Here is a 17480-nt window from a genome sequence, read left to right as displayed (position 1 = left end):
AGAAAATCGCGGATAAGCGCCAATATCTTCGCGATCATGGAATCGAGATCTATGACCGATCGCGACCTCTACTGAAGTTTTGCAGAAATATTGTCATTTTGTCCGAAATGGTCAAGCCGACGCCCGCGATGCGGGGGATGCTGGCGGCCATGACGAGCCCGGAAAACGGGCCGCATAAGCCGAACTAGGGAGAGGAAAATGACCAGATCGACCCACGGGAGAACCGTGTCCAAAGCCGTGCTTGTCGCCTCGACGGCGCTGAGCGCGATGGCCTCCGCGCCGGCCTGGGCGCAGTCCGACGACATATCCGAGATCATCGTCACCGCCCGTCGGGTCGAGGAACGGCTGCAGGACGTGCCGATCTCGATCAGCGTGCTCAACCAGCAGCAGCTGACCAACAACAATGTCCAGAACGTCAAGGATCTGGCGACCTATACCCCCGGCCTGACGCTCAACGCGCGCTACGGCGCCGACAACACCACCTTCACCATCCGCGGCTTCACCCAGGAACAGCGCACCACCGCGACCGTCGGCACCTATTTCGCCGACGTCGTCGCCCCGCGCGGGTCGGGCGCGTCGCCCGGTGGCGACGGCGCCGGCCCGGGCCAGCTGTTCGACCTGCAGAACGTCCAGGTGCTCAAGGGCCCGCAGGGCACGCTCCAGGGCCGCAACTCGACCGGCGGCGCGGTGCTGATCGTTCCGCGCAAGCCGACCAGCCGGTTCGAGGGCTATGCCGAGGGCAGCATCGGCAATTACGACCTGCGCCGCGTCCAGGGCGTGGTCAACGTGCCGCTGGCCGACACGGTGCGCGTGCGCCTCGGCGTCGACCGCAGCAAGCGCGACGGCTATCTGAAAAATGCCGGCCGGATCGGCGACGGTCCTTATGGGCCGGGCATGGGCAGCCAGGATTATATCGCGCTGCGCGGCAGCCTGGTCGTCGACCTCGCCCCCAATCTCGAAAACTACACGATCGGCACCTACGCCAAGTCGAAGGGATCGGGCACCACCCCGAAGGTCACACGCTGCTTCCCCGGCGCCCCCGCCGCGACCGGCGCGGCCTCGGGCGGCGCGCTCGCCTGCGCGCAGATCGCCCGCGAAAAGGCCTATGGCGATTTCTGGACGGTGTCGAACAGCATGGCCGACGCGCTGTCGAAGACCGACACCTGGCAGGGGATCAACACCACCAGCTGGCAGGCCAATGACAGCCTGACGGTCAAGAACATCGCCTCCTATGCCGAATTCCGCGGCCAGAACAATATCGACCTGTTCGGCATCTATAACCCGGTCGGCGTGCCCGCGGGGACCGAGACCAGCCCGCTCCAGGTCCGCAACTTCACCGGCACCCATGTGATCGACGGGCGCGACACCAACGCCGAAAGCACCTTCGTCGAGGAACTCCAGTTCCAGGGCCATCCCGGCGACGGCCGCTTCATCTACCAGGGCGGTCTCTATTTCGAATCGAGCCGCCCGCTCGGCCAGTCGGGCACCCAGTCGGCGACCTTCACCCCGTGCATCCAGATCGCCACCTTCAACTGCAAGCTCAACGACGGCGGCGCGACCTCGCTCGGCCGGCAGACCTACAGCACGGTGCTGACCAAATATCGCGGCGTCGCGGCTTATGGCCAGGCCAGCTACGACTTCACCGACAAGCTCAAGTTCACCGCCGGCATCCGCTACACCTGGGACCGGATGGCGAGCGCCTGGCAGGTCGTCGACATCTCGCTGAACGGCATATCGAGCGCGGTCGCCCCGCCCAACCTGCCCGCCCCCGCCAACACGCTGAGCGCATCCTGCGCGGCGACCCCGACCTTCGGCTTCAAGGGGACCGCGACCAACCCCTATCGGCCGATCGCCGACCGCTTCACCATGTGCAAACAGGCGTTGACCGTGAAGACCTCGGCGCCGACCTGGCTGCTCGACCTCGATTACAAGCTGCAGGACGACGTCCTGCTCTACCTCAAATGGTCGCGCGGCTATCGCCAGGGCGGGGTCAATCCGTTCGGCGCCGACAAGCTGCAGGGTTATGACAAGGAGAAGGTCGACACCTACGAGGTCGGCGCCAAGGCGAGCTGGCGCGGCGCGGTGCCGGGGCACATCAACTTCGCCGCTTATTATAACGACTTCAGCAACCAGCAGATCCAGCTCGGCTTCCAGTGCCTGGCGCCGGCCTCGTGCACCCAGACCACCGCGATCCTCAATGTCGGCAAGTCCGAACTCTATGGCGGCGAGGTCGAACTCGGCATCAACCCGTTCCAGGGCTTCCAGCTCGACGTCTCCTATGCCTATCTCAAGACCCGCATCAAGAAGATCCAGGACGTCACCGCGCTGGTTTCGGGGCTGGCGCTGCCCTATAACGACATCCGTCCGCCCGCGGTCGGCGACGTCATCCCCGCCGCCACCCCGCACAAGCTGAACATCAGCGCCAGCTACACGCTGCCGCTGCCCGAATCGGTCGGCAAGGTCAGCTTCGGCGGCACCTATGTCTATCTGTCGGCCACCCAGGTCGCGCAGGACTCGTGCATCCCCGGGCGCTTCGCCGGCCAGACCGCGGCGGCCTGCGCGGCGACCACCACCGGCGGCGGCATCCTGCCGGGCTATGGCCTCGCCAACCTCAACCTGACCTGGGAGGGGATCGCCGGCAGCCCGGTCGACGCCGCCTTCTTCGTCACCAACGTCACCAAGAAACAATATTATATCAGCGCCAACGACCAGGCCTATTCGTCGGGCTTCATCTCCAACATCGTCGGCGAACCGCGCATGTACGGCTTCCGGCTGCGGTACAGCTTCGAGAAATAACCCTCTCGATCATCGTTCCCCCTCCTGCACCGGGCGGCCCCGCGCCGTCCGGTGTTTTCTTCATGATGCCGCAGATCCCTCCCGGGAACGCCCCGCGCCGCCATGCGCTATGCCGTCACCGGACGATGGAGCGGAACGATGGCGAAGGCGGTCAAGACGGGCGATGCGGTCAGCTGGAACAGCCATGGCGGCACCGCCCATGGCAAGGTCGTCGGCAAGCTCACCACCCCGACCCGGATCAAGGGCCACAAGGTCGCGGCCTCGAAGGACCATCCCGAATGGCTGGTCGAGACCGACGAAGGCAAGCGCGCCGCGCACAAGGCCGAAGCGCTGACCAAGGACTGAGCGCCCGATACCAACGGTCTAAATCCCCACCCCCTCTTTTCCGTTCGTGTCGAGCGCAGTCGAGCGTGGATCGCGAAGCGAAACACGCTCGACTACCGCGGGGTGTCTCGACTGCGCTCGACACGAACGGTCTGGATTTAAGATCCTTGGAAAGATCTTCTTTCCGCATTCTCCGCGACAAGTTTGAGAATGCTTTAGCGCCCCTCCGTCGCCCAAGGGTCGCGCCCCGGCACCGCACTGCCGTCGGCCGCGAAGTCGAGCATCTCGTCGCCGCTGCGGTCGAACCGCCGCCATGTCGGCAGGCCCGGGCCGTTCGGATCGCCATGCTTGACGAAATTGACCAGATAGGAACTGGCGAACCCCGCCGCGGCACGGTCGCGCGCGGTGGTGCGATCGCCATATTTGATGTCGGCGGTGTCGAAGAAGAACGGGATGTCGCTCGCATGGCCGGCGCCCTGCCCGCCCGATCCCGCCGCCGACCGGGCGACATAGGAGAAGCGGTAATGATAGACCGGCAGCCCCTTGTCGGCGAGCAGCCCGGCGATGTCGCGCGCGCCGCGTACCATCATTCCGGTCCGGCCGCCGATATCGCCGCTGGTCGCGCCGACCATCACCGGCACATGCGCGAAGCGGCCGGCGGCATAGGCCGGGAGCACATCGACCGCGATCCGCCCGTCGGCGAACGGCGCGCTCGCCGTGCGCGGCCCCGGACGCCGCATCGTCGCCAGGTTGAGCCCGTCGGTCACCGTCTCGGCCGGCAGCGCGCGCAATTTGGCGAGCGCGGCGGGATCGTCGGCGGCGATGCCCTTCGACGTCGCGAAGGTGGTGCCGATCGCCTCGACCTCGGCCAGGCTCGCGGCGCCGCCCATGCCGCCGCCGTCGCCGCCCGACTGGATCACCGCGCGCGCGAACAGCCCCTTCGCCAGCGGCGAGGTCAGCAGATTGTGGACCGACATGCCGCCCGCGCTCTCGCCGACGATCGTCACCTGGTCGGGGTCGCCGCCGAACGCCGCGATGTTGCGGCGGATCCATGTGAGCGCGGCGATCTGGTCGAGATAGCCATAATTGCCGAGCAGGCCATGGTCGGCGTCGGCGCGGGTCAGCGCCGGATGGGCGAAAGTGCCGAACCGCCCGACCCGATAGTTGAAGCTTGCGAAGACGATCCCCTGCCGGGCGAGCGCGGCGCCCGCATAGGTCGGCGGCGAGGCGCCGCCATTGACGAAGCCGCCGCCATAGATCCACACCAGCACCGGCAGCCGCTTTCTGGCGCCGGCGGGCCGCCAGACATTGGCATAGAGGCAATCCTCGGCCGGCCGGGTGCCGAGCGGCGCCGCGTCGCTCGGGAAGGGCAACTGCATGCAGTCGTTGCGATAGTCGCGCGCATCGCGAACCCCGGCCCATTTCGCCGCGGGCTGCGGTGCCCGCCAGCGCAGCGGCCCGACCGGCGGTGCCGCGAACGGCACCCCCTTATAGGCGACGACATCGCCGTCGCGCACGCCCTCCAGCCTGCCCTCGGCGACGCGGACCTGCTCGGCCGGCGCGGCGCCGATCGACGCGGTGCCGATCGACGCCGCCCCGATCGATCCGAGCAGCGCGAAGCGGATCCATCCCATGCTGTTCCCCTGCCGGCCCATCCCCACGCTCCTCATTCGATCGGTGCGATCGTCCGCCCCGTGCTGATACCATGGTCGTTGACCGCGTCGACCGCGACGAAATAACGCTGCCCCGCGGTCAGGCTGGCGATGTCGAGGCTGGTCTGCCCGTCATAGACCTGCCAGCTCTGGCTGAGCAGGTCGGGGCGGATGCCGACCCGGACGACGTAATATTCGGCGCCCTTCGCCGGCTGCCAGGCGATCTTCGCCTTGCGCGGGTCGGCGGCGTCGCGGGTGCCGCCGATTCCGGCGACCGTCGCCGCCGGCGGCGCGCTGCCCTGGCCGAACACCCGCAGATCGGAGAGCGAGAAGCGGCCGCCATCGGGGGCATGGACGTTGACGATCCGCACGAACCGCGCCCGGCGCGGCTTCGCCAGCACCCGATAGTCGTGCGGCGCGTCGCGCCCGGTCGCGGCGGCATCGACGATCGTCTGCCAGGCCTTGCCGTCGATCGACGCCTCGATCCGGTAGCGATAGCCGTCGCGGCTGATCCCCGTTCCCTTGCTGTCCTGGTCGGCGAAATTGACCTGCAGCGCGTCGATCCGCTGGGCGGCGCCGAGATCGATCTGGAACCACTCGCCCGGATCGCCGGTCTTCGCCGACCACCAGCTGCGCACCTCCTCGTCGACCGCCTGCTCGGGGCCGAAGCCGTCGAGCGACGAGGAGGCGGTGGCCGGCTTGTGCCGCGACAGCAGCATCCAGCCGGTCAGCCCGCGGTCGCCGTCGACATAATGCGGATAGTCGCCGAGATAGGTATCGACCGCCAGTTCGCCCTGCGGGGTGAAGCGCGCCGGGAACAGGCCGAGCCGCCGCTCGAACGGATGGCGGCGCGAGATGCTCATCGTCGCGACATGCCACCACCTCTTGTCGGCGCCCTGGAAACTGCTGCCATGGCCTGCGCCGGCGATGAACCCCGACGGCTTCGACGAGGCCGGGCTGTTCGGCTGATAGGCGAACGGCCCCATCGGGCTGTCGGCGACCAGCACCCCTTCGGCATAGCTCTTATACTCGGTGCCGGGCGCCGAATATTGGAGATAATAGCGGCCCTTATATTTGGTCATCCAGGCGCCCTCGATGAACGAGAGGCTCGCCGGTTTCTCATTATGGTCGCCGACCACCTCCCAGCCGCGGCTCGCCTTGTCGCGCGACGCCGGGATGCGCGCCTCGGCGATCGGCTGGAAACTCTTCGGGTCGAGCTCGACGACCCGCAGCACCCCGACCCCGCTCAACCCTTCATACATATAGAGCCGGCCGTCATCGTCGAGGAACAGGCACGGGTCGTTGTAGCCGGGCCTGATGCTCGCGGCCTCGGTCCATTGCCCGGTCATCGGATCGTCGGTGACCCAAATCTTCTTCGCATTCTCGCTGGCCGCCAGATAGAGCCGCCCGCCGATCGCGACCACGGTCGGGGCGTATTTCTCGACATCGAAACCGGTCGGCTCGACGAAGGTCCAGTGGAGCAGGTCGGTCGAGTGCCAATAGCCCTTCGAATGCGACACGAACATCCAGTAGCGGCCCTTGAACCGCACCAGCGTCGGATCGGCGGCCTCGCGATAGGGGACGAAGCCGGGGGTGTGGAAACGGTCGGGCTGATAGCGATAGGGAAGATCGACCGGATTGGCGTAGGTCCGCTCGCGCCGGCCGGCCGCCGCGGCGGGATCGATAGGCGCCAGCGCCAGCACCGCCGACAGACCCAGGCCGGCGACCGCCAGTGGCTTGCTCATATATCCCTCTCCGATTTATTTTTTCAGTATCTGAAAAAATACCGATACGGGGCCGGATGGCAACAGCTTTCGACGATGCCCGTCGTCGAATAGGCGCTGATTTGGTTTCTTCTGAAGCCTTCTCCCGCTTGCGGGAGAAGGTTTGGATGAGGGTCTTCTTCTGTTTCTTCTCGTTCGCGGCGCAGTCGACAGAAGAAGAAGACCCTCACCCCGTGAGCGGTAAGTTATGCCTCCGGCATAACTTAGGTTTCTGCCGGGGGCAGAACCGACCGCCTCACGCTCCCGCAAAGAGCGGGAGAGGGGCAGAAGAAGCGTCAGCGCCTATGCAGCGCCCCCGCGTTTCAATGCGACGCGGTCTCGCCCCGCGTCCTGGTGCGGAATTCGCGCGGGGTGATCCCGGTCGCCTGGCGGAAGGCGTGGGCGAAGCTCGACGGCGACGCGAAGCCCAGCGCGAAGGCGATCGCCTTGACGCTGTCGGGCCCGGCAAGCATCCGCTTGGCGCCGTCGATCCGGCTGCGCGCGATATGGTCCTTGATCGAACAGCCGCGGCTGGCGCGGAAGCCGCGGGTCAGTTGCCGCACCGACAGGTTGCACAGCTCCGCCAGTTCCTCGAGCGTCGGCGGCGCGGCGAGGTTGCGCAGCCGTTCGTCGATGAAGCGCAGCCGCCACGCCGCCAGCCCGCCGGTCGCCGGCCCGTCGCCGATCGCGACGCTGAACCGCGCCACCTCGATCGCGACCTGGCGGCCGAGCAGGTCGACGATCGCCGCGCTGGCGAGCCCCGGCCGATAGGCCTCCTCGGCGAGCCGGCCGAGCAGGGTGCGGATATGCGGGCTCGGCACGTCGAGCGCCGCCTCGAGCCGGCGGTCGGTCCATTCGGGCGGCTCGTCGAGCCAGGCCTCGACCGCCTCGCGCGCGATCTCGCAGACGATCGACGCCTGGCGGCCGCTCTCGCTGCGGGTGTGGAGGCGGTGGCCGGGCGGCAGCAGGAAGATCTCGCCGAGCGGTTCGAACCGGTGCGGCCCCCAGGCATCGACGAAACAGCCGCGGGCGTTGAGCGGCCGCGGGGTCAGGCACTGGTTGAGCCTATAGCCCGGCGCCTCGCGCATGATATTGTCGATCGGGCCGTTGAGATCGAACCCGGCGATCTGCACGTCGATCGTCGCGGTGCGCAGCTCGGCGCGCACCGCCATCACGCTGTCCGAGGGCAGGTTGATATCGTCGCGCGCCGTCATCGCGCCATTAGGACGGACCCGTGCCGATTGTCACGCGGACTTGAACGATCTCGCCGGAACGCTATTTCTCCACGAAACGAACCCAAGTCCGGATGAAGGTGCGCGGCTTGCCGGACTCGGCCTTGACGTCCTGCCTTCGCTGGTCGTCATCGTTGAGATCGATGCTCATCCGCCGGACGCGCTTGGCGGCATCTTCCGACATCTGTTGCGGCGTGGTGGTCGCCTCGGAATTACTTTCGAGACCATGGCCATGATAGAGCGCGCTCATATAATAGCTGTAATGTTCGCGGATGGCGTCCTCGCCGAAGCCCTTCCACTCGTCCACCGAGTGGGTGGCGTCATTCTGGCGGATGAAGGCGATCATCGTATCTTCCGATGCCCCCGCCCAGTGGGTTGGATCACCGCCCGATTTATAGCGATTCCCCATCAACGGCGAGGAATGATATAGATTGGGATCTGAAAAGCTGATCCGGCCATAAGCCGGAAGCTTGCCGCCCTTTATCTTCTTGAGGCTAATCTTCTTGGCGTTGCGTCGTGCCGCGATGTCGCTCCTGACTTCGGCCGGCAGCCGCTTTTCCTGGCCATGATCGCCGACGATATCCTCATAATATTCGGTACCGGTCATTTCTTCGTCGTTGTGGAAGGTGAGGTTCACGAAGGCTGTGGTGCCGCGGCTATCCTTGTGAAATCCAACGGCGCCGGTCCGGTTGAACTGGCAATCGACGTCGATGATGACCTGATGTTCGGTGAAGATGCTCGCGTTCGCCGGTTTCAGCAGATAGTCCCACTGACCTGAATCCACCAATGTGACCTTGATCAGCTTCTCTATATCCCCCTCCGGAAGCTCGCCACGCCGGTCCTTCGGGAAATAGGCCATGCCATGCTCTTCCTCATGCTCGCCGCCTTTCTCGGCGCCCGGCTTGGGGGTCAGTGCGCCGTGCGAGTCCAGCACATAGGAGCCCAGCCGAAATCCGCCCGCGCTTTGTGGCAGGCTGTTATCCACAGCGATAGCGGCCGACAGGATCGCATATTGCAGCATGGCGCCGTTGACCTGTTCTTCGCCAACGTAGGAATCCTTATTGATGGTCCCGGTGCTGTCCGGGGGATAATCGACGCGCTGGACGATCGCCGCGCGCTGATGGGGATGACCGTCGGGCGTCGCCTCCGCCAGCGACGATATGCCCGTCAGCGCGCGCGCCCCCATATGGTCGGCCTCGCGCTCGAGGCCGGTGTCGTCGTTGACCGCGATCCCGGTCTTGAGCTGCGTCGTCGGCCGCACCCGGCCCTGCGCCTGCTGCACGACATGCCAGGCCTCGTGCGGCAGATGCCGTTCCTGGCCGGGGGCGAGATGGATGTCGCGGCCCTGCGCATAGGCATGCGCCTGCATCTGCGCCGGCCGGGGCGAATTGCGGTGCACCCGGACATCGTCCATCGCCATGCCCGACAGGTGCTCGATCCCGGCCCTGAGCCCCTCGGGCAAGCCGCCCGGGCGGCCCGTCGGCGCGCGCTGGACGATCGGCGCGGCGCCCGCGTTGAGCGTATCCGCCATCCTGGCGAGCCGCTGGACCGCGGGCGAACCGCGAAGCTGGCCGGCGATCGGCGATGTCGGCGATGCTTGCACGGGCGCGGCCGCGATCGCCGCACGCGGTTTCGGTTCGGCTTGCGAAAACACGGTGCCCACCATGCCTCTCCTCGAGCGCAGCGCGGACCGAATCCGCCGCTATGGCCGTGAGGCTATCATCTCGCCCGCGCGGTGCAACCTAGGGGCCATCACGGGGTCAGCGGGCCGCCGCCGTCGGCGCGACAAATCGCATCGCCGCGTGACGGAGCGCACAGCCGCGGATTTCCGCCAATGCTCAAAGGCACGGCGGGGGCGAACCGGAACGAGGTATATCATGACGGCCCATAATGTGACGATCGCGCTCTCGACGCTGTTCTGCTATCATGGCGGCGACAGCGACGGCGCCAGCGAGCCCTATCTCTGGACGATCATGTACAAGATCGACGGATCGGGCATCCACCAGGACGGCACCGCGCTGCGTGGCGGCCCGGTCTATTTCCTCAGCCCCGGCAGCCAGGGCAATCTCGGCGACGGGGTCGGCACCGGCGGCACCATCCGCATCCCGAACGCGGTCGGGCGCTGGACCACCTCGCTCGAACCGATCCTTATCACCAACCCGGCGACCGGCAGCGTCATCGAGGTGCCCGGCAGCATCGGCGTGATCGCGATCCTGCTCGAGGAGAATCTGACCCCGAACGAGGATATGGAGGCCGGCCACCAGGCGCTGATCGGTTTCGTCCAGAAACAGCTCCAGGCGTTCATCGACAGCATCAACCTGCTCGGGGTCGCCGCCGAGATGAAGCCGCTGATCGACGGCGGCGCCAGCGAGCAGGACGCGCTCGCCGCGGTGCTCGCCACCCGGATGAAGCCCTATAAGGACAATCTCACCCAGCTCACCAAGGCGGTGACCTTCTACGCGCTGTTCCAGTCGCTCGGCCTCGGCGGGGTGATCGCCAGCGGCATCGACCGCGACGATTTCCAGGGCACCTATTCGGCCAGCTTCACCCAGGCCGATTTCGACCGGACCAGCGCCAATCCCGAGCAGAGCGGCCTCCAGCCGATCAAGATCCTCGAGATGATCGCGGCCCCCGACGAGGTGCCCGGCGCCTCCTATGCCTATAATCTCCACGGCTCGGCCTGGCGCGAGGTGCGCGTGACCTGGACCGACATTCCCAAGGGGGTGCCGCCGGGCCGCTGGCAGATCACCGGCATCCACCAGGGGGTCAGCCACCAGATGGGCCGCTATATCTCGCAGGTCGGCGGCCAGTTGCCCGACGGTTCGCCCTGGCTGCTCGACCGCGGTTCGGCGTGCGACCTGATCGTCGCGGGCACCCACAGCTTCTTCACGGTCGGCGCCGACGGATCGCAGGCCGATGTCATCGCCACCGACGAGCTCAATGTCGGCCACCTCTACCTCAAGACCGTCGCCGACGGCAGCAAGGCCGACAATCTGACCTCGCTGCCGCTCTGCCAGCTATGGCTGCGGCATGAGGACGACGTCTAACGCGGGGACATTATGCCTATTCCGGCTCTGGTGCAGGCGTTCCGGAGCCGGCGCATCGATCGTTGGCCGCACCGCACCGGCCGCGCCGCGCGCCCGCGCCGGCAGCAGCGCGAGGCTCAGCAGATAGCCGATCACCGCGCTGCCGCCATAGCCGACCAACGGGGTCGGATAATTGCCGAGCGCCGCCGCGACCACCGCGCTGAGCCAGACGATCCCGAACACCGCATGGACCGGGCGATGCCCGCGGTCATGGCGCCACCCCGCCACCGCCGGAACCACCAGCAGCACCGCACCGGCCAGCACCGCCAGCCCGACCAGCGGATGGATCGCGAACGAGGTGTAAAGGATCCGGTCGACGAAGGGCACCGCCGGCAGCGTATCGGCGCGCACCAGCGTCACCGCGAAGCCGGCCACGGCCCCCGCCAGCGCGATCGTCACCCGCCGGTCGGGCCGGATCAGCGCCAGCGCCGCCAGTCCCGCCGCGAGCATCGCCGCCATCGCCCGGTCGGGCTGGATCGCCAGCGCCAGCGCCGCGATCAGCAGGCCGACGGTCGACCAGCGGCTGCGCGCGCGGGCGAAGCCGACGATCATCGCCGGCAGCAGGATCAGGCTCGGCTGGACGAACAGCGCCCCCAGCCGCACCCAGCGCGCCGCCCCTTCGATCGACGCCCCCGCCAGCGCGGTCGCAAGCAGCGCCGCCGCCATCGCCAGCGTGCCGGCACCCGGCCGCCCCCGGAACACTGGTGCCGCCAGCACCGCGACCACCAGCATCGCCACGCCGATCGCCAGCGCCCCGGCCTGAATCGCCAGATAGCGCGGCGGCGCGCCGGCCGCCGCCAGATAGGCGATCCCGAGACCGCTCGCGCCGATCGCGCAGGCCAGCCCCACCGCGCGCGGACGGACGGTCGGTTGCACGTGAAGATCCATGTCGGTCCTGTCTCCGGATGTTGCGGGTTCGCCATCGAGCAGCAGCGCGAGCGGCCGAACCAGGTGAAAGACGAGCGCGCGCGGGCCGAGCCCGCCCAGGCTGCTCAGGGCGAAGCGCAGCGCCTCACCATCGTCGGCGATGCCGGCCAGTTCATGCTCGATCGCCTGGCCCCAGGCGGCGAGATGCGCCGGCAGCAGCCGCCGCAGCAGCCGGCACGACCGCACCGCGAGACGCCGCCGCCATCCCCCGCTCATGAGGCCGCTCCGATCGCCGCGCCGGCCGCGCGCCCCACCGTTTCGACGGGATTGTCGCGGGCGAGTTGCACCCCGCGCGCGGTCAGCCGATAGGCATGGCGCGGCGGCCGGCCGCCCTCGGCGGGCGGCTGCCACTCGGCCTCGAGGAAGCCGAGCCCCTCCAGCCGGATCAGCAGCGGATAGAGCGTCCCCGACTTCACATCCGCGCGCCGCGCGAGATCATAGCCATGGCACCATTCGCCGCCCGCCTCGAGCAGCACGGTCAGGATGGTTCGGGCATGGGGCGAAAGCGCGCGCAGTCTGGGCATGGCCAATAAATCTACATAGGTAGATTAAATGTCAAGCGGCTAATACCGGATCCTGATGAGCTTGACTCATCCGGATCCGGTATCAGCCCGTGCGGCGCTTGAGCAAATCGATCGAGGATGCGTCAGCATCTTCGAGATCGCGTATAGGCAGCTTGCCTGTCGCGCGCCGGGCTGCAACCATCGCACCGGTGATCGGAACGGACGAGGCGGGACGATGGCGGCGGACATGAGGGCGGATCGGACCGGTCCGCGATGACCGCGCCCGCACCGCCCGGCGACTGCCCGATCCTCGTCGCCGCGGACCTGTTCCGCCTGACCGAAGGCCGCGTGCCGGGGCAATGGCAATGGCACCAGCAGGACAATATCCGCTGGGTCCGCGCGCTGCTCGCGCGGGTCTTCGCCGGCAATCCGGCGATCCGCATCGGCGCACTCGATCATGCCGCACTCGGGCTGCACCCCGGCAATTTCGGGCCGGCGGGCGCGGCCGCGCTCCACGACTGGTGGCGCGCGCGCTTCCTCGCCCCGCTCGACCCCGATCTCGACGCGCGGATCGGGGCGGCGGTGCGCGACCGGGTCGTCTTCGCCTTCGAACTGCCCGCCAATCTGCGCGCGGCGATCGGCGCGACCGCGCGCGCGGTGATCGACATCGAACTCGCGCCGATCCGCTTCCTCGACGATCTGCTGCTGATGCTCGACAGTTCCGACCCCGAACTCGCCGCCCTGATCGCCGATGCCGCGATCGCGCGCGACGCGATCTCGGCGCAGCTCGAAACGCTGCGCGCGCGGATGGGATCGCTCGCCGCCGAGATCGCCGGCCTGCCCGCCGGAACGGCGCTGGTCGCCGCGCAGACCGCGCACGACCGGGTGCTGATCGACGGCGGCCGCTTCGTCAGCCTAGCCGACCATGGCCCGGCGATCGCCGCGCTCGCCGCACGCCATCCGCTGGTGCTGCTCGCCCCGCATCCGCACGGGATCGGCGAGATCGCCGGGATCGGGGCGCTCTGCGCGATCCCGGGGCTGCGGATCACCGCCGCCAACAGCTACCGGCTGCTGGCATCGGGCCGGATCGCCACGCTCGCGGCGATCTCGTCGTCGCTGCTCGTCGAGGCCGGATTTTTCGGCGTCGAGACGGTGCGGCTCGATCCGCGGCCGCCCCGCACCCGGCCGATGCTGCCCGCCGCCGCGCTCGTCCCCGCGCTCGCCCGCCGCATCGCCCGGATCGCCGGGTTCGACCTGCCCGACCGCCATGGCCTGCCCGACGGGCCGGTGATCGCGCCGTTGCTCGGGGTCGACTGGGCGCGCGGCGCGGCCGCCCGCGCCGCCGATCCGCTGCCGGCGCTGCGCCTCGATCGCGGCCTGTCCGGCCGCCTGCCCGCCGCGGACGCCGCCTGCGCGGCCGGGCTCGCTTATGGCTGGTACCCGGCCGAACCCTGGGGGGTGTGGAGCGGGCCGTTCGCGGTCTTCAGCGTCGCCTGGCCCGCCGGGCGCACCGCGGCGCTCGGCTGCACCCTCGAGCTGCGGTCCTTCTCGCCCGCCGTGGCGCCGCAGAAGCTCGCCATCTGGATCGACGGCAAACCGATCACCACGGGCTATGTGCCGCCGGGACGGCCGGTCGTCTTCAGCTTCGACATCAGCCCGCCGACGCGCGCGGGCCCGGTCCAGATCTGGCTCGTCTGCCGCGGCGCCTGGCGCCCGTGCGACCATGACCCGGCCAATGCCGACCGTCGCCGGCTCGGCCTCGCGCTGCTCGGGGTCGCGTTCCGCTGAGCGCTTCTCCGGTCCGGCGGCCGATCGCGCCGCTACGCCTCGATATCGGCGACCGTCAGCAGGATCGGCGGCTCGCCACCCAGCCGGGCCACGAATTCGCGCCGGGCGATGCGGTGGATCGCGCCTTCATGTTCGAAAAATGCCTCGATCGCGGTCTCATGATCGATCCCGTCGAGATCGGGATCGATCAGCCAGGCCAGCGCCTCGCTGGTGATCAGGAACTCGACCGGCCCGAAATCGGTCGCCCCCATGAAGCCCACGCTCCCGCGCTCGGCGACCCAATAAGCGTCGCCCTTCTCGAACCGCACGCTCGCCTTCACCTTCGCCATCGCCCGTCCTTCAATTTCGCGCCACTCTAATTCGGTGACAGTGCACTTTTAGCCGCCGCGGCGCAGCGTCCGATCGAACAGCGCCAGCATCGCCGCCCAGCCGCGCTCCGCCGCGGCCGGATCATGGACCGGGAAATCGGGTTTCATCCAGCCATGCGCCGCCCCGTCATAGGTCTCGGCCCCATAGGTCACCCCGGCCGCCGCCAGCGCGCCTTCGAACCGCGCCGCCATTTCGGGCGGGTAGCTGTCGTCGCGGTCGGCGACCGCGATATAGAGTTCGGCCGCCAGCCGCGGCGCCTGGAGATGCGGGCTGTCGGCGGCATCGGTCGCGAGCCGCCCGCCATGGAAGCTCGCCACCGCGGCGAAGCGATCGGGATAGGTCCCCGCCGCGACGATCGCCATCGCCCCGCCCATGCAGAACCCGACCGCGCCGACCTTGTGCCCGACGACATCGTCGCGCGTGTCGAGCCAGGCCAGGAACGCCCCGCTGTCCTCGGCCGCCTTGGCGTTGCCGGTGGTCGCGATCAGCGGCCCCAGGATCGCCCGGACATCGCCCGCGAACACCGCCTTGGGATCGAACGGACCATAAGCGCCATAGCGATAGAAGAGGTCGGGCAGCAGCACGACATAGCCGGCATCGGCCAGCCGCTGCGCCATGGCGAGCACCGCCGGCCTGATCCCGCCCGCATCCATGTAGAAGATGATCGCCGGCCCGCCCCCGCCGCCTTCGCCCCCGCTGCATTCAGGCGTGAAGACAAAGGCCGGGCAATCGCCGTCGGCGGTTACGATCGTCAGTTTTTCGTGCGGCATGGTCGGGTCCGGAACGGGAGGGCGCAGCAGGCGATTCACGGGCGTGGATCTCTTCCCCATTATCCCGGTTCGGTGCGACCGCGCACAGGAAAAGGACCATGACCGCGATACCCGCGGCGCGGTCCCCCATCGCTTCGCTCGAGCGGGCTAAAATGATCCACAATGGATCACCTTCGTTCAACATGACCGATCGGTAATCTTCCGGCCACGTTCGAACGGTGGACGGAGGCATAGCGTGACGATCGCCGGCGCGAAGGGCTCAGGTCACCAGGATCAGGCGCGTTCCCTGCCGGGGGAGGTCGAGATGATCGACGAACGAAGCGATGAAGCGGTCGACACCCTGCCCCCGACCTACGCCGTGCCGGACGTGATCGGCGTCCTGCTGGCGCCGCACCGGCGGGTGCGCGGTCCGCTGATCGACCTGCTCCATTTCTACCGGCGCCAGCCCGATCGCGAACGCCGGTCGATCACCATCCTGCTCGAACGCAAGGTCGCCATGCCGGGCGCGATCGACCCGGCGGGCAGAGGCCGCATGAACCTCTTCATGGGTGAGGCCGAACGGCTCCTCCCCTATCTGTCCGAGGCGGCCGGACAGGAAGAAACCCTCGACGAGGGCGGCCGCAAGGCCCGCCGCCAGCGGCTCCAGCCTGCCGAATGACGATCGATCGGTGAGGGTGGCTACCCGTCGCGCTTCGCCTCGAACGCGAGCAGGTCGAGGGTCAGCGCGATCCGGCTGCCGCCGACGATCGCCGCGCTCGCGATCCCCGCCGGCGGCGCCACCCCGCCGAGCGGCTTGACCATAACCTGGCGCTGGTCGCTGATCGTGTCGGCCATCAGCGCGATGATGCCGTCGCCGGCATGGGTGATGACGATCACCGCCTGCAGCGGGTCGCGCTGCCATTCGTCGAGCCCGAACCACTCGCCCAGCGGCACCACCGGCACATAATTTCCGCGAAACCGCAGCAGCAGGTGCTCGGGATCGAGCCGGTGGAGCACGTCGGCGGTCGGCCGCAGCCCCTCGACCATATGGTCGACCGGGATCGCATAGTTGGACGCGCCGACGTCGACGATGATCGCGTCGAGCAGCATCAGCGATCGCGGCAGCCGCAATTCCGCCGCACCGCCATCCTTCGTCCGCTCGAAGCGGCCGCCGACCGCGCGCGCGATGTCGCGCAGTGGCGCCAGCATCGCCTGGCGATCGGCCGGGATGTCGAAACGCAGCACCAGCAGCCCGCCATCCTGCACCGCCGCCAGCGCGACCGGCTCGCCGCCGCCGCCCGTCCCTTCACCGATCGCATCGAGCACATCGGCGAGCGCCGGCGCGATCCGCTCGAACACCGCGCGGTCGACCTCGGTGTCGCCGCCGGTCAGCTCGACATTGCCCGCCCCGCGCAGATCGTGGAGCAGCGCGCCGAGCGGCGCGGTGCCGATCGCCATCAGGCTGCCCTGCAGCGCGCGCATCGACCGGTCGACCTCGGCGATCTCGAGCGACAGCCGCGACTGCGACCCCAGCCGTTCGAGCAGCAGCGACTGGCTGAGCGCGAGGTCGGCGACCTGCGACGCCAGCGCGTCGAGCTTGGCCTGCGCGATCGGCACGCTCCCCGGCGGCAGCGCCGGCCCGGCGACCGGTCCGGCGACCGGCGGCGGGGCGGTCTCGATCGGCACGGGCATCGCGCTGCCGCCCCATTCGATCCGGGCGTGAGGGTCGAACGGCTCGAGGATCGCCTCGACCGTCACGGTCTCGACCGGCGGCGGCACGACGATGCGGAAATGGAGCCGCAGATGATCGGCCTCGGCGAGCGCCTCGATGCCGAGGTCGGCGGGAATGTCGGCGCGGATGTCGATCCCGGCGGCGTGGAGCGCGGCCAGCGCCTCGATCGGCTCGCCGCCATAATCGAGCGCGGCGTCGGCGAAGGCGAGCGTCGCGGTCCGCCCCGCCGGGCGCGGCCGGTCGGGATCGTCGAGCAGCGCCGCGCCCAGCCCCGCGGCGCGGATCGCCGCCATCACCGCCACCGTCGGGAACCGCAGATCGGCCGCCTCGCGCAGCGCGCACAGCAGCTGCACCCCGGCCAGCCCGATATGGTCGACCGCGAACGCATCGAGCACCGGCCGCGGCGCATGACCGATCAGCCCGCGCAGCTCCGCCGCCAGCCGCAACGCCGCCAGCGTGTCCAGCCGCTCGGGCAGCCGGACCACCCCAGGTTCGGCGTCGGAGGAAATGCCATGCTCGAAAGCCATGCGCCGACCATGCCCCGGCCGCGGGCGCCGGG

General features: G+C 68.8%; 14 protein-coding genes. 5 read left to right on the top strand and 9 right to left on the bottom strand.

The features are described from left to right. Positions 1 to 225: 225 nt before the first annotated feature. Positions 226 to 2796 carry a TonB-dependent receptor gene (locus AC1RM6_RS20755; protein WP_493104713.1) on the top strand — a complete coding sequence of 857 codons (2571 nt, stop codon included), beginning with the start codon at positions 226 to 228 and terminating at the stop codon, positions 2794 to 2796. 138 nt (positions 2797 to 2934) lie between these two features. Continuing rightward, positions 2935 to 3141: a hypervirulence associated TUDOR domain-containing protein gene (locus AC1RM6_RS20750; RefSeq protein WP_493104711.1), complete on the top strand. Its 207-nt coding sequence runs from the start codon at positions 2935 to 2937 to the stop codon at positions 3139 to 3141. A gap of 194 nt (positions 3142 to 3335) precedes the next feature. Here AC1RM6_RS20750 and AC1RM6_RS20745 read toward each other — a convergent pair whose 3' ends face one another. The 4 genes from AC1RM6_RS20745 to AC1RM6_RS20730 all read right to left on the bottom strand — a co-directional run bounded on the left by AC1RM6_RS20745 (position 3336) and on the right by AC1RM6_RS20730 (position 9298). After that, positions 3336 to 4754 (bottom strand): carboxylesterase/lipase family protein, encoded by a 1419-nt coding sequence (locus AC1RM6_RS20745; protein ID WP_493104709.1) that lies wholly within the window; start codon positions 4752 to 4754, stop codon positions 3336 to 3338. Between the two features lie 32 nt (positions 4755 to 4786). Then, the gene (locus AC1RM6_RS20740) at positions 4787 to 6517 is read right to left on the bottom strand and encodes a family 43 glycosylhydrolase (RefSeq protein ID WP_493104707.1); all 1731 of its coding nucleotides are present in this window, start codon (positions 6515 to 6517) and stop codon (positions 4787 to 4789) included. A gap of 341 nt (positions 6518 to 6858) precedes the next feature. Continuing rightward, a complete protein-coding gene (locus AC1RM6_RS20735) occupies positions 6859 to 7749 on the bottom strand; it encodes a helix-turn-helix transcriptional regulator (RefSeq protein ID WP_493104705.1) in 891 nt (296 codons plus the stop codon). A gap of 61 nt (positions 7750 to 7810) precedes the next feature. After that, the gene (locus tag AC1RM6_RS20730) at positions 7811 to 9298 is read right to left on the bottom strand and encodes an eCIS core domain-containing protein (protein WP_493104977.1); all 1488 of its coding nucleotides are present in this window, start codon (positions 9296 to 9298) and stop codon (positions 7811 to 7813) included. Between the two features lie 346 nt (positions 9299 to 9644). Here AC1RM6_RS20730 and AC1RM6_RS20725 point away from each other — a divergent pair, with 346 nt between their 5' ends. Further along, positions 9645 to 10814 carry a DUF3892 domain-containing protein gene (locus AC1RM6_RS20725; protein ID WP_493104704.1) on the top strand — a complete coding sequence of 390 codons (1170 nt, stop codon included), beginning with the start codon at positions 9645 to 9647 and terminating at the stop codon, positions 10812 to 10814. Here AC1RM6_RS20725 and AC1RM6_RS20720 read toward each other — a convergent pair. Together AC1RM6_RS20720 and AC1RM6_RS20715 are read right to left on the bottom strand one after the other, a co-directional pair. Next, positions 10785 to 11996, bottom strand: coding sequence for a hypothetical protein (locus AC1RM6_RS20720; RefSeq protein ID WP_493104702.1), 1212 nt, complete (start codon positions 11994 to 11996; stop codon positions 10785 to 10787). The two genes, AC1RM6_RS20725 and AC1RM6_RS20720, sit on opposite strands and share 30 nt — an antisense overlap. Beyond that, entirely contained in the window at positions 11993 to 12304 is a 312-nt protein-coding gene (locus tag AC1RM6_RS20715) for a PadR family transcriptional regulator (protein ID WP_493104700.1), read from the bottom strand. The genes AC1RM6_RS20720 and AC1RM6_RS20715 overlap by 4 nt, the downstream gene beginning before the upstream one ends. 252 nt (positions 12305 to 12556) lie before the next feature. Between AC1RM6_RS20715 and AC1RM6_RS20710 the strand changes: the two genes are divergently transcribed. Continuing rightward, the gene (locus AC1RM6_RS20710; RefSeq protein WP_493104699.1) at positions 12557 to 14071 is read left to right on the top strand and encodes a hypothetical protein; all 1515 of its coding nucleotides are present in this window, start codon (positions 12557 to 12559) and stop codon (positions 14069 to 14071) included. Between the two features lie 32 nt (positions 14072 to 14103). Here the strand turns inward: AC1RM6_RS20710 and AC1RM6_RS20705 are convergent, their stop codons facing one another. Together AC1RM6_RS20705 and AC1RM6_RS20700 are read right to left on the bottom strand one after the other, a co-directional pair. Further along, entirely contained in the window at positions 14104 to 14400 is a 297-nt protein-coding gene (locus AC1RM6_RS20705; protein WP_493104697.1) for a DUF1488 family protein, read from the bottom strand. A gap of 48 nt (positions 14401 to 14448) precedes the next feature. Continuing rightward, positions 14449 to 15210, bottom strand: a complete 762-nt coding sequence (locus AC1RM6_RS20700; RefSeq protein WP_493104696.1) for a dienelactone hydrolase family protein — start codon at positions 15208 to 15210, stop codon at positions 14449 to 14451. Positions 15211 to 15445: 235 nt separating this feature from the next. On the opposite strand from AC1RM6_RS20700, the gene AC1RM6_RS20695 reads away from it, so the two are divergent. After that, positions 15446 to 15868, top strand: a complete 423-nt coding sequence (locus AC1RM6_RS20695) for a hypothetical protein (RefSeq protein ID WP_493104694.1) — start codon at positions 15446 to 15448, stop codon at positions 15866 to 15868. Positions 15869 to 15888: 20 nt separating this feature from the next. Here AC1RM6_RS20695 and AC1RM6_RS20690 read toward each other — a convergent pair whose 3' ends face one another. Then, the gene (locus AC1RM6_RS20690) at positions 15889 to 17448 is read right to left on the bottom strand and encodes a chemotaxis protein CheW (protein ID WP_493104692.1); all 1560 of its coding nucleotides are present in this window, start codon (positions 17446 to 17448) and stop codon (positions 15889 to 15891) included. Positions 17449 to 17480: the final 32 nt, after the last annotated feature.

The sequence above is a fragment of the Rhizorhabdus sp. GW822-FHT03C02 genome, assembly GCF_058801765.1.
The sequence above is the reverse complement of the archived record's forward strand: the minus strand, read 5'-3'. Positions and strand labels throughout refer to the sequence as shown.

What these genes read in the sequence shown, in the direction of transcription:
- AC1RM6_RS20750 (WP_493104711.1), top strand. Translation starts at nt 2,935, where the DNA reads ATGGCGAAGGCGGTCAAGACGGGCGATGCGGTCAGCTGGAACAGCCAT.
- AC1RM6_RS20745 (WP_493104709.1), bottom strand. Translation starts at nt 4,754, where the DNA reads ATGGGATGGATCCGCTTCGCGCTGCTCGGATCGATCGGGGCGGCGTCG.
- AC1RM6_RS20740 (WP_493104707.1), bottom strand. Translation starts at nt 6,517, where the DNA reads ATGAGCAAGCCACTGGCGGTCGCCGGCCTGGGTCTGTCGGCGGTGCTG.
- AC1RM6_RS20735 (WP_493104705.1), bottom strand. Translation starts at nt 7,749, where the DNA reads ATGACGGCGCGCGACGATATCAACCTGCCCTCGGACAGCGTGATGGCG.
- AC1RM6_RS20730 (WP_493104977.1), bottom strand. Translation starts at nt 9,298, where the DNA reads ATGGCGGATACGCTCAACGCGGGCGCCGCGCCGATCGTCCAGCGCGCG.
- AC1RM6_RS20725 (WP_493104704.1), top strand. Translation starts at nt 9,645, where the DNA reads ATGACGGCCCATAATGTGACGATCGCGCTCTCGACGCTGTTCTGCTAT.
- AC1RM6_RS20720 (WP_493104702.1), bottom strand. Translation starts at nt 11,996, where the DNA reads ATGAGCGGGGGATGGCGGCGGCGTCTCGCGGTGCGGTCGTGCCGGCTG.
- AC1RM6_RS20715 (WP_493104700.1), bottom strand. Translation starts at nt 12,304, where the DNA reads ATGCCCAGACTGCGCGCGCTTTCGCCCCATGCCCGAACCATCCTGACC.
- AC1RM6_RS20710 (WP_493104699.1), top strand. Translation starts at nt 12,557, where the DNA reads ATGACCGCGCCCGCACCGCCCGGCGACTGCCCGATCCTCGTCGCCGCG.
- AC1RM6_RS20705 (WP_493104697.1), bottom strand. Translation starts at nt 14,400, where the DNA reads ATGGCGAAGGTGAAGGCGAGCGTGCGGTTCGAGAAGGGCGACGCTTAT.
- AC1RM6_RS20700 (WP_493104696.1), bottom strand. Translation starts at nt 15,210, where the DNA reads ATGCCGCACGAAAAACTGACGATCGTAACCGCCGACGGCGATTGCCCG.
- AC1RM6_RS20690 (WP_493104692.1), bottom strand. Translation starts at nt 17,448, where the DNA reads ATGGCTTTCGAGCATGGCATTTCCTCCGACGCCGAACCTGGGGTGGTC.